Below are 11,205 nucleotides of genomic sequence, written 5' to 3'. Positions count from 1 at the left end.
AATTATGACGATAGATGAGGTTGTTGATAGGGCTATGGCTTTTATAGAAAAGGATCAATTTTCAGAAAAATGGATATATACATCTAAATTATTCTACAAAAATAAGTTACTTCCATTATTTACTGATAAAAAGGAATTTGATTCTAAAATCATTATTCATCTTATTGATGAGTATACATCTATGTATGAAAACTCTCAATTATCTCGCTCCACATTTAATTCGAGAATAAGATGGCTCAGGATATTGTTGGATATTTCTAAAGGATTAGAGCCGAAGAGTCATTATAGACGAAAATCCCTATATAAATATAATCCCAGTGAAGAAAATCTTTTAATGATTGAAAAAATTTGTACATTTGCTCAATCATCTTCGATCAATGTTAGCCAATATATTATTGCTTCTTTAAGAAAGTTTTTTTGCTATTTGGAAGAAAAGAATATCGTATTAGAATCTTTAACTGATGAAATAATAATTCAGATCATTTTTGATTATAAGCAGACGCACAAAGATATCAGATATTTTATTAAAGCTTTGGATCTGATTACCAGATATCTTAAATCCTGTGAAATAGCTCACTTAAATTTAAATCTTGAACATATAAAAGCTAGAAGAAACGAAAGTTTAATTGAACCTTTTGATCCTGACCAGATTTCTAAATTGATCGAATATGCTTTGAATCTTAATAGTGCTAGCGGTTCACGCTTTGCTGCTTTTGTTGGCTTGACTGCTTTTACAGGCATAAGAGGATGCGATGCTGTTAATTTAAAATTTCAGAATATTGACTGGGATAGACAACTCCTGATGTTTACACAATTAAAAACTAAAATTCCTGTGGTTTTACCAATTCCCAATAAAGCTCTAAACCTGTTAGGAAAATATATCATCAATTATCGAAAAAAACCTATTAATTCACAGGATAATGATTATATTTTTATGACCTTGACATCACCTATTCGCCTTATGAAGAATCATGCTACTATAACTAAACAAATTCAAGATTATTCAAAAAAAATCTTGAATGTAGAAGTGAAAAAATATCAAGGACTTCATTCCATAAGGAGAATGTTTGCAACCAAGCTCGTAAACAGTAATGTTGATTCTAAAACTGCTTCTCAGATGCTGGGACATACTTCCTTTTCTAGTGATGATCGCTATATGTCCTATGATAGATTTAAAGTGATGAAATGTGCCTTGGATTTTCAAAAAATTCAAATTGAAGGAGGTGTCTATTTTGAAGACAAACAAGATGATCCTTGATGATTTTGAATTATTCATTAAATTTCGAATAGGTACAGGATATGCAGGCTATGCTATGAATTATGCAAAAAGATATGCTCAATTTCTTTATTCAAACTATGGGAACGAGGAGGAAGTTACCGAAGAAATGCTACAAGAATACTTGAAACTTCACCCTCATAATAATCATAACACATATGCAAATGCTATTGCTGAAATACGTACATTTTCTAAATACATCAATCAAACAGGACGTAAAGCTTATATTCCTGATAAAGATTATACTTATTGGAAAAAAAGGACTGAATTCATACCCTATCTTTTAAATGATAAGGAGCTTAAGATGTTCTTCGATCATCTTGATTCCTATAGTGATAAAGATCTGTATGAACGAAGAGCTAATAGAAAAGTTGTTTTTCCAATTTTATACAGAATGATGTATTGTTGTGGTATGAGACCTCAGGAAGTATTGAATCTGAAGACTATCGATGTTGATCTTGCTTTTGGCGATATTTATATAAGAAAAACAAAATCATATAGAGACAGGCATATCATCATGTCTTCAGATATGCTTGATCTTTGTCATCGTTATATGAATCTCCACGTATCGCTATATCATGATTATTTTTTTGATAAGCCAGATGGAAAAAGATATACATCAGATGATTTATATTATTGTATCAAGCATTTTAAAAAGAAAACCGGATTTAATACGCCAAATTTTAGATCTTATTGCTTCAGGCACATGTTTGCTACTGAAAATTTGATAAAATGGATAAATAATAGCGAAGACATCACGATGCTTTTACCATATCTATCAGTCTATATGGGCCATACAGATATCAGGCATACGCTCTATTATATACATTTGCTACCTGAACATTTAAGAAAGGCGGCTAAGATTGATTGTGATCTTTTTGAATCAATCTATCCGAAATGGGGCTATGATATATGAGCAAACTAAAAATAAGTAAAGCGACCAGACTAATAGCTCAAGAATGCAACACTTTTTTGAACACCTATCTGATTGAATATAAAAGACGACAACCGAATACAATTAAATCTTATAAAGATATGTTCAGCGTATATTTTAAATTTCTAAAAAGCGAAAGAGATAAAGAGATTTGGAAAATTACAGTTGATGATTTTTCTTCTGAAAATATCATATTATTCATGAAGTGGCTAAACGAAAGTAACAATAATAAAAATACGACAATCAATAAGCGATTGAGCGAATTAAAAACTTTCTGTGGATATTTATGTAAAAACGGTCATATAGATCCTTTGAATTATTCAAAAATACAGGACATCACTCCAATGAAAACAGAAAAAAATCAATTGAAAGAAGAACTATCAATAAAACAAGTTCATGCTATTCTTTCCCAACCAAATATAAATAAGAGAAAAGGTAGAAGAGATTGTTGTCTTATGACTATATTATATGATACTGGTTGTCGTTGTGATGAATTACTAAGTCTTAAATTGAAAGATCTAAGGTTCAATAAAGATGTTTGTGATATAAAGATTCTTGGTAAAGGAAGAAAATATCGTGCGACTCCACTAAGTAAACAAGCTACAAAAATATTAAAAACATATCTCCAAGAAGAAAAGATAATTGATAATGAACAATATTTATTTTCAACGAATTATAATGGTTTCAAGCATAAGATGTCAGCGGATAATGTTGATAGAATTTTATCCAAATATGAAAACGAATTAAGAACTCTGGGATTTGAAATTCCTCATCTCCATCCTCATTTGTTTAGACATACAAGAGCGATGCATCTATACAAAAATGGAGTTTCGCTAAGCCTAATCAGTCAATGGCTAGGACATTCTAATTTGGAAACAACATTAATTTATGCATATGCAGATACAGAGATGAAGAGGAAAGCAATTGATAAAGCAATGAATGGAAAGGATATGCTGTACATCGAAGAAGAAGCTAAATACTCAAAAGAAGCGATAATAAAGGCAATGTTTGGTCTATAAAAGATTCCGACATTTTAATCAGTTCACATCAAAAAAGACCAATTATCATCAAAGATAGTTGGTCTTATGTTTTTATTTATCGGAATCTTTAGAAAGTCGGGATATCGCTTTCCCATTTTGAAATGGCTGTTCTTGATACATATAATTGCTCCGCAAGTTGTTCCTGCGTTAAGTTCTTTCCAGTCCTAAGCTGTTGTAGCTTTTCATTAAATTCCATGATTCTCCTCCTGTTTGTTCCTTGTTTTCATACGTCCATCAACGGGTTTTTCTGCATCTTTTGGTATCATCCATGCACGACCAAATTTTTCAGTTCCGTCAATGCGATTTTCCTCACATAATTTTTGTATCCGTCTTTCCGATATGCCCCATTTTTCAGAAGCGGCTTTCACAGAAATGTAATTCATAATATCAACTTCCTTTCGCAAAGAGTATATAATTATTATATACGGAATGACGAATAATAGCAAGTTTCTCTCCACTAATACGAAATTATACACTACTAAACATAAAATCATACTTCGTTCAAATATCATCACCCGAAATGTACAATGATATAGGATGATATTAAAATGTACCAAGATGAAAGAAAACTTGATTTTAAGCCGTTAGGTATAGCGATAAAAAAAGCTCGGGAAGCAAAAGGGTGGACACAGGAATATCTTGCCCAACTGGTAGACCTTACGCCACGCTCTATTATGTATATAGAGAACAGGGGGCAGCACCCAAGGCTTAACAAATTTTATCTCATTACTACCTTGCTTGACATCTCTGTAGACCAGTTCTTTTTTCCATGCAATGAAGATGGCGACAACAATCGCCGCAAACAAGTTGATGTACTGTTGAATGATATGGAAGAAAAGGAGCTTATCGTGATGGAAGCTACGGCTCAAGGCTTGAAAAAGGCAAGAGAAACTGCGGAATAATTAACGCTGTTTTCGTAAGCCAAGCCAACTGAAAAAAGTGCGACACCTACACAGGCTATCGCACTTTTTAGGTTATTTTTTTATTCTCCACACAAATCATAAAGCTGTTCACATCGGTTTTGAATATCTAAGATTTCTGTTTCGGTTAAACTCCTGCGGTTATGAGTAAGTTGTTCGTCAATTAAAGTACATAACTTATTCCATACATCATACAATGATTGCCCAACCAAAGTCATCATTTCCTCTGCACTCGGTATTTTATCAAGCATAATTTTTTCCCTCCAAACACTTTGATTTATTGCATACAAGCATTTACAAACTTCATAGGCGTGTATCTCATTCCATCCGCTAACTGTTCCGTATCTGTTTCAACAAACCCCAGTTTACGATAAACGGGTACAGCATATGGAGAAGAATTAACGGTGAATACATTTCTTTCACTGTGGTTTAAAACATATTCCCAAAGAGTTCTTCCAATTCCTTGCCTATGATATTTTGCTTTTACAAAGAAACAGCAGATGTGCTTTCGATTTTCGCTTGTAGCAATTACACCTTTCAATTCGTCCTGCTCATAAGCTCCAAAAAATTCAAGCGTCTTTAGGATTTCATCATTCTCAATAAAATCCTTAAATGATTGAATACCCTCATCTGAATAGTCGGGAGCTTCAAATTGTAAAAATACTTCCCATATCAAAGTGATAGCTTCGTCAATCTCAAAGGGTTCTAATTGTCGAATTTCCATACAGTCACCTCACTTCTTATACTGGCTTAATTAAATTTGCTTCTAAGAGAGTTTCAAAAGTATTTACAGAACCACCATGTTCAATGATTTTTCCATTTACAACTCTGTCTATATTGACACCTGTAAATGATAATTTCTTATGAGTGGGTTTAATACCTATCCATTCACCCTCATGTGTACCTGCCATTATAAATTCAGAAATCACATATTCCTTATCATTGAATTGACGTACTATTTTCATTGTATAGTCTGGATAAGTCTTTTTTACGGATATTAGATGTTGCTTCATGCCGTCCAACCCCAAAGGTACAGTTTTGTCTCCGAGAGTCAGAGCACAGTTTTCTGATACATATTTAGATAATTCTTCAAGTCTATTTTCTGAAACAATCCTCTCATAGAAGTTCTTTACAATCATTTTGTCATTCATTTTCTACCCTCGCAAATTTAATTTATGATTTCCATACTTACATTATATCAGTTGAAAATCAGCCATTCAATGAAATTCATAGCATGACTATTTTTTATCTGTGTACCATTCCGTCACCCCCTTTCATTCCCCCCCTATGCCCGAACTCCCATAGGGGGGACAGGTAAGTTTGCGTGTCCGCAAACTGCTGATTGTTACGCTCCAATGATACGGTTGAACAGCTCTAACAGCACGTCTTTGACACCGCCGGCATTGAATACCAGCCCGACGGCGATTAAGGCAATCACAAGGAAGCCGATAAGTTTTGAAAACTCTCTCTTAAATCCTAAGTAGATACCGATTACCACGATTGCCATAAGCACCAAGCTCTGGGCGTTGCTTAAAAACCAGTTGTATAAGTTCTGTCCGAAATTCATTCTTTATCAATCCTTTCTTTTTTAATTTCTTCCATTTCTTCGTCAGCCATTTTGCTGACCTGTGCGATACACATAAGGACAACGCCGATACCCATTCCCAGTGATACCAGCACCAAGTCCTTGACAAGTTCTGCCATAGTCAAAATTCTCCTTTACTCTGTGACAAGTTCCTCTGTGTCCGCTGTCTGCTGTCTGATTATCTGCAAATGCTTTTCCGTCAGCTTTGCGTTGTCCTCAATCTCTTTCAGATAGCTTGTGCTGTTGCCAGCGTCTATCTTTTTCAGCATTTTCAGTGTAGGGGCGACCTGCCGGCTTATCCAGCCCAGCGTCCTTTCCAGCGTATAAGGCTCTGGGTCTGTCGTCAGTTTGATAGGCGGGCGGTCTTTCCCGATAAACCACGCCCAGCGGTCATTGAGCTTCCAGTCTGTCTTTCGCTTCTCCGGCTCTCTGTCCACGAAGCGGATATAGTGATTGATGATAGAAAATGCCGTCTGTTCTGCGTCATAATGGGTCAGCAGTTCACGAACGGCATAATAGGCTCTTTCATCTTTCAGTCGTATCTCGAAGCGGTTCTTTATGGGGGCTTCCTCAATCGGCACGCCCAGCTTTGCGTACTGTTCGTAGTTCTTCTCGTAACAGCAAAAGTAAACTTCTGATTTCAGAGAACCGATATACAGCGTGTGTCCCATGCCAGCCTTGTCCTGCTCGTTGTGCTTCACCAGCTCGCCAGAAGCATAGGACTTGAAAGAACGGAACAGGGAAACACACTCCTCACGGTTGCATTTGGCGGTCAGATCTGGAATGTCCAGTATGCCCGCCCTGTCGTTAATGGCGAGGTCAAGGCGTTTCATCACACCGCCCTCAACCAGAGCGTCCATGAGGAAGTCGTACCAGCTTCGCTCCTGTGCCAGTAGATAGCTTTCAAACTGGCGACAGCCTTTTCCTTTCAGCTCCAGAAGCGTGCCTTTTTCCTCGTCCTGCGAGGTATAGACAAACACATCACCCAGATAGTAATGCTCGGTGTATTTGTAATGTCCGTAGTCCTCATGGAGCATATAGTCAATGTTGAGCTTCAATATATCTTTGATAACGTGCTGTATATCCAGCGTGGGGAAACGGATACGCACATAGTCGAACAGCAGGAACATGGGAGCGTCGGGATTGAATTTCTCAACAGCTCCCATGAGCTTGTCCTGCATATCGTCCGTGAGCGTTACCTTGCCCGCTTCGATACGGTTCAAGTGTTCACGGCTGATACCAGCCATGATTGCAAGCCTTGTCTGGGACACGCCGTAAGATAAGCGTTTCTCTTTCAAGGCGGTTATAAAGGTGCTTTCATTCAGCCTGCATACCCCCAATCGTGAAAGTGTGATATTTTCCGCCGATTGTCACAGTCGGTCAGTAGTTTCAGAAAAGCCTTTTGCCAAGCGGGATTTCCAGACTTTTTGACCGTAGTTTCCAGCGGAATTGTGCCCCTCTGTTAGATACCGAGGGGCTTCTTTCGTGGAGCAGGGCAAGCCCTGCTCCACAGGACGGCTTACACGGTCTGGGTCGCTTCGCTGACCGTTCCAGCCGTCAGTGGTTCAGTCAACCCTTGTTACGCCCGTATAAACTACGATAACGTCGGTATCGGCAGAAAGGCATTTTCTGACAATATCCTTGTCAATCTCATATTCATGGTGTATCTGTCTGAAAAAATCCTTATCCACCACAAGAAACGTAAAACGGTAGTTAAAGCCATGAATGGAAAGCCATTCGTCCAGCACCACGGAAAAGAGCAACGGAAGTTTCAATTTCCCAAGCCCCGCTTCTGTCAGAATATCTTCCATGTGTGCATGATAGGCTTCTGTCGGAAATTCCTCACATTTATCGTCAGTCGTGCCAGCGACACTTTCCAAATCCGCAAGAAAGCGGTCAAAGTCTACGCAGACACCCTCAACGTGTAAATCTGCGGTAGGGTCGCTGTAACCCATTTCTAAAAGTCCCATATATTTTTCAATTCTCCTTTCGTTCATCTGATACGGCTTGCCTTGCCAGTGCAAGAGAGCCGATAGTCTGTAAAAAATCATGCCCCTTTGGTACAAGGGGAGTGTAAAACTCTGATATGACGCTCGTTCCCACGTCACAATAGCCACGTCCTTTGATACGCTTCTGGAAGAACTGTTTCTTTACGTCGCTTCCGAAAAGCATACCATAGCCAAGCTCGCTGATACGTCCCAAGCCCACACGGAAGTTGAAGTTATCTCTGATACCGTCGCTGAAATACTTTGCGTCGGGTCGCTGGCAGGCAACAATCAGGAAATAGCCCGCCTGTCTGCCAAGCATGACGATTTTCTTTAGCTGGCTTAAAAGGCTTATGCTTTCCTTTGTCCCCAGCATTTCCAAGAACGCTACATACTCGTCAAAGATAAGGAAGCAGGGCGGTAAGCCCAGATAGGCATAGTTCTCGCCCGTCTTGTAGTCTGGGTGGTGCTTCATTTCCTCGCTTCGCTGTACCATGCCCTCATAGAACGAATTGACACATTCAATCATATCTTCTTTGGTGTGGTACACGTTATCCATGACCGTACCCAAGTCCGCAAGGTCAGCGTTCTTAGGGTCTAAGATGTAAAGCTGGGCGTTGGTCTGCAAGAGGGCTTCAATGATTGTCAGCAGGAAATAGGTCTTTCCACCGCCAGTCCCGCCACAGATAAGGGCGTGAGGGAGTGCGTCGTATTCCCATGTGAGGTTCTTCATCAGACGCAAGCCCCCGTTTTCCGCCTTTACTTCGTCAATCGTGATACGGTTCGCTATCATGTCATAGAGCAGGGTGTACTCGATATAGCCGTCATGGAGCGTCTTGTCGGTCAGCTCGCAGTAAAGCCCGCTTTCCAGCTTATCTTCCAGTCTAAGGAGCTGGTCTTGATACTTTCCCAAAGAGATTTCACAGCGGATATGGAGCAAGCCCGTATCCATTTGATAATAGATTTTAGGAAACCAGACGATTTTTTCCCTTGATCTGTTCTGCAGGTCAGTGAAAAAACCGCTGTCCTGTACGGTCTGGACTTCATACCACTTATTGTCCAGTATCATGCGGGAGAGCTTTTGACGGTGCAATAGCTTCTTGAAGCTGTCATGGAAGAAGCGGTAATAAAGAAAAGCGACCAATGCACAGGCAAAAGTCGCTATCCCTATGGTTATGAAGTTGTAGGTGGAAAGCCTCACGCCATTATCAAGCAGACTGAAATGCTCCCAGTCGGTACGCATGAGCTGTCCCATGTTCAGTAGCAGGAGAACCGCCACGAACAGGAGCAGGAGCGTACCCACACAGAAGCGGTACACAAGGTTCTTGTCGCTGGCTCTGATACGCTTTCCCTTATATTTGTATAGGTTCATAAACACCCCTTTCTGGATATGGAAAAAGCGGTCAATCGTATAGACTAACCGCTTATGAGGTGATATATATTCTGCTAAGATAAAGAATTTATCAATTCTTGTACTTCAATAAAAAATCGAGATAAATGAAAACCGTCTGCTACTGCATGATGAATATTCATAGTTAAAGGCAAATGATATTTCCCTTGTTCAATTTCATACTTACCCCAAGTGATAACAGGAGCCAGAAAAATGCCTTCATCAAATACATGAACGTCAAAATGACTATATTTTACCCACGGAAGACACGAAACATCAAAGAAATTTAAAGGTTGATTTTCTACAAATGCACGCTTAAATTTATTCTTTTCTTTATCAACCATAAATCGCCTATGAAATTCAAACAAGTCATCAGAAAAAATAGTAACAAGTTTTGTGAAATTTTCATCTTCCTTATGAAAGTCAGCATAAGAGGGGGAAATAAAATTCCATTTAATCAAATTTCCGTCTTTATCCCAGCTATATTTAAATTCATCATGAGCATTAACAACTTTTGATACAATCCATATCATAGTTGGATAAAACTTTAACCCATTATTTTTTGTAAATTTAATTAACTTAGTCACATCAACGTCAACAGTCAAGCTCATAACAATACGCATATTATCAATATAGCTTTTAAATAACTTTCCTCTGTTCCATTCATCTAAATTTATTTTTGTATAATTTTGCTTCATATCCATTCTCCTTTGCATTTAAATATTTTTGTAAATGCAAAGCTCACTGGATAGCATACTCTCCATACAAGTCTATCCTGTTAAGCCTTGCATGGAGATATATCAAGTCCTAGTTTCACATTATCACCTCTTTCATATAAATGATATGGATATTATACCTCTATCCAGTATCATCTACAACGAAAATATACTTTGCCGATTACTTTTTCTGCTGTCCCTGCGGAGCGTGGTTCTGTGGATTGCCTGCGGGCTGACCGCCTTTATTTTTCAGCACAATGTCGTCTGCCTTGATATACCATTCCACATCAGCCCCTCGATAGTTGGCGTTTGCCACCGTATCGGCAACAGGATTGATAAGCTCCACCTCGGCATTGTACGGATAATCTTTGACAGGGATTTCCGCTGGGATAGATACCTGTATCGTGCGTTCCTGCTGACTGCACTTCAAGTCATAGGTTCTACGCTTGATTTCCTCGCTGGTTGTCCCGTCCTCATTTTCTACACGCACTTCATGTCTTAATGCGGAGAATTTCAGCACTCCAAACGTCTTTTCCTTATCTAACACAATTCCATTCGCTAATCTCATAATCTGTTATCCCCCTTTACTTGCTTTCCTCGGCTGGAAGCATATCATCAGCCGTTAAGATATAGTTGGTGTAGCCACGACCTCGCACGTTCTTTCCCTCGGCGGTAATCTTAGGATTGACGAGCTTGACTTTCTGCTCATACTTGAAACGCTTTTCCCCAGCCTTTGCGGGAAGCACCACGATAATGTCGTCGGCTCTCTGAATATCGGAATACAGGTTATAGCTTCTCGTCACGGGAACAAAGCGACCATTGACACGCTGTTGCTCCACTTCATTTTCTCCTGCGAACTCCAAGTTTCCAAAAGTCTGTGCCATATCAGGCACGATATATTTCAATTTCATGTTTTCATACCTCATTTCTATAAAATTTGTTGATTGTCAATGCTTTTATTCTGGCTGGTGGTGTGATACCCGTAAGCCCCCAGACCGTCAAGGGCAGGTAAATGCTTAAAAGCACCCTTGACTGTCCGTGTGCTTACAGGTGGGTGGCGGACAAGCCAGAATAAAGGGAAGCTCCGCCGTTTCCATGTATCGGCGGGGAGCGTGATTTCTTCATCATCATAAGCAGACCGTCCGATTAAGAGCGTCTACGCTTGAAGAAGTATGTTCCTGCCACGCCTGCACCAGAAAGAACAAGAAGCCCTAAGAATAAGGCAATGTTTGTATTATCGCCTGTCTTTGGAGCGTCTGTTGTCTTGCTCGGTGTATCTGGTGTGGTCGGCTGTTCTGGCTCTGTTGGTTCTTCTGGCGTTTCTGGTACTTCTGTGATTGTCACCGTCTGCCCGTCGTC

At 39.3% G+C, this 11,205-nt stretch carries 17 protein-coding genes and 1 pseudogene; 4 read left to right on the top strand and 14 right to left on the bottom strand.

Features of this window, described 5'->3' with window-relative positions; translation table 11 throughout:
- From B5E92_RS13920 to B5E92_RS13910, 3 genes are all read left to right on the top strand, one after another.
- Positions 1-1,258: tyrosine-type recombinase/integrase (locus tag B5E92_RS13920; RefSeq protein ID WP_143357597.1), on the top strand; the 1,258-nt coding region annotated here is incomplete at its 5' end.
- Positions 1,233-2,192, top strand: coding sequence for a tyrosine-type recombinase/integrase (locus B5E92_RS13915; protein ID WP_087303181.1), 960 nt, complete (start codon positions 1,233-1,235; stop codon positions 2,190-2,192). The genes B5E92_RS13920 and B5E92_RS13915, both read left to right, overlap by 26 nt.
- The gene (locus tag B5E92_RS13910; RefSeq protein ID WP_087303179.1) at positions 2,189-3,229 is read left to right on the top strand and encodes a tyrosine-type recombinase/integrase; all 1,041 of its coding nucleotides are present in this window, start codon (positions 2,189-2,191) and stop codon (positions 3,227-3,229) included. Before B5E92_RS13915 ends, B5E92_RS13910 begins: the two co-directional genes overlap by 4 nt.
- A gap of 106 nt (positions 3,230-3,335) precedes the next feature.
- Here B5E92_RS13910 and B5E92_RS13905 read toward each other — a convergent pair.
- Together B5E92_RS13905 and B5E92_RS15980 are read right to left on the bottom strand one after the other, a co-directional pair.
- Positions 3,336-3,446 (bottom strand): annotated as a pseudogene (locus B5E92_RS13905) (helix-turn-helix domain-containing protein); the annotation flags it as partial.
- Positions 3,436-3,633 carry a helix-turn-helix domain-containing protein gene (locus B5E92_RS15980; RefSeq protein ID WP_009246557.1) on the bottom strand — a complete coding sequence of 66 codons (198 nt, stop codon included), beginning with the start codon at positions 3,631-3,633 and terminating at the stop codon, positions 3,436-3,438. The pseudogene B5E92_RS13905 and the gene B5E92_RS15980, both read right to left, overlap by 11 nt.
- Before the next feature lie 165 nt (positions 3,634-3,798).
- Between B5E92_RS15980 and B5E92_RS13895 the strand changes: the two genes are divergently transcribed.
- Positions 3,799-4,152 (top strand): helix-turn-helix domain-containing protein, encoded by a 354-nt coding sequence (locus tag B5E92_RS13895; RefSeq protein ID WP_002576326.1) that lies wholly within the window; start codon positions 3,799-3,801, stop codon positions 4,150-4,152.
- Positions 4,153-4,232: 80 nt separating this feature from the next.
- Here the strand turns inward: B5E92_RS13895 and B5E92_RS13890 are convergent, their stop codons facing one another.
- The 12 genes from B5E92_RS13890 to B5E92_RS13835 form a co-directional block, all read right to left on the bottom strand.
- Positions 4,233-4,421 (bottom strand): hypothetical protein, encoded by a 189-nt coding sequence (locus B5E92_RS13890; RefSeq protein ID WP_010817893.1) that lies wholly within the window; start codon positions 4,419-4,421, stop codon positions 4,233-4,235.
- Between the two features lie 26 nt (positions 4,422-4,447).
- Positions 4,448-4,894, bottom strand: a complete 447-nt coding sequence (locus B5E92_RS13885) for a GNAT family N-acetyltransferase (RefSeq protein ID WP_010817892.1) — start codon at positions 4,892-4,894, stop codon at positions 4,448-4,450.
- Positions 4,895-4,910: 16 nt separating this feature from the next.
- Positions 4,911-5,321 (bottom strand): ester cyclase, encoded by a 411-nt coding sequence (locus tag B5E92_RS13880; RefSeq protein ID WP_010817891.1) that lies wholly within the window; start codon positions 5,319-5,321, stop codon positions 4,911-4,913.
- A 194-nt stretch (positions 5,322-5,515) separates the two neighbouring features.
- The gene (locus B5E92_RS13875) at positions 5,516-5,737 is read right to left on the bottom strand and encodes a hypothetical protein (RefSeq protein WP_010817890.1); all 222 of its coding nucleotides are present in this window, start codon (positions 5,735-5,737) and stop codon (positions 5,516-5,518) included.
- Positions 5,734-5,874, bottom strand: coding sequence for a DUF3789 domain-containing protein (locus B5E92_RS13870; protein ID WP_010817889.1), 141 nt, complete (start codon positions 5,872-5,874; stop codon positions 5,734-5,736). The genes B5E92_RS13875 and B5E92_RS13870 overlap by 4 nt, the downstream gene beginning before the upstream one ends.
- Positions 5,875-5,889: 15 nt before the next feature.
- Entirely contained in the window at positions 5,890-7,095 is a 1,206-nt protein-coding gene (mobT, locus tag B5E92_RS13865) for a MobT family relaxase (protein WP_074143638.1), read from the bottom strand.
- A 225-nt stretch (positions 7,096-7,320) separates the two neighbouring features.
- Positions 7,321-7,725: a hypothetical protein gene (locus B5E92_RS13860; RefSeq protein ID WP_069432098.1), complete on the bottom strand. Its 405-nt coding sequence runs from the start codon at positions 7,723-7,725 to the stop codon at positions 7,321-7,323.
- A 7-nt stretch (positions 7,726-7,732) separates the two neighbouring features.
- Positions 7,733-9,112, bottom strand: a complete 1,380-nt coding sequence (locus B5E92_RS13855) for an FtsK/SpoIIIE domain-containing protein (RefSeq protein WP_069432091.1) — start codon at positions 9,110-9,112, stop codon at positions 7,733-7,735.
- A 74-nt stretch (positions 9,113-9,186) separates the two neighbouring features.
- On the bottom strand, positions 9,187-9,828 hold the full coding sequence (locus tag B5E92_RS13850; RefSeq protein ID WP_069432092.1) for a CatA-like O-acetyltransferase: 642 nt from the start codon (positions 9,826-9,828) through the stop codon (positions 9,187-9,189).
- Between the two features lie 199 nt (positions 9,829-10,027).
- A complete protein-coding gene (locus B5E92_RS13845; protein WP_054344453.1) occupies positions 10,028-10,414 on the bottom strand; it encodes a YdcP family protein in 387 nt (128 codons plus the stop codon).
- A 16-nt stretch (positions 10,415-10,430) separates the two neighbouring features.
- Entirely contained in the window at positions 10,431-10,757 is a 327-nt protein-coding gene (locus B5E92_RS13840; RefSeq protein ID WP_032547211.1) for a YdcP family protein, read from the bottom strand.
- Between the two features lie 235 nt (positions 10,758-10,992).
- Positions 10,993-11,205: LPXTG cell wall anchor domain-containing protein (locus tag B5E92_RS13835; RefSeq protein ID WP_143357596.1), on the bottom strand; the 213-nt coding region annotated here is incomplete at its 5' end.

It is taken from the genome of Erysipelatoclostridium sp. An15 (genome assembly GCF_002160675.1).
Classification (GTDB): Bacteria; Bacillota_I; Bacilli_A; order Erysipelotrichales; family Coprobacillaceae; genus Thomasclavelia; species Thomasclavelia merdavium.
The sequence above is the reverse complement of the archived record's forward strand: the minus strand, read 5'-3'. Positions and strand labels throughout refer to the sequence as shown.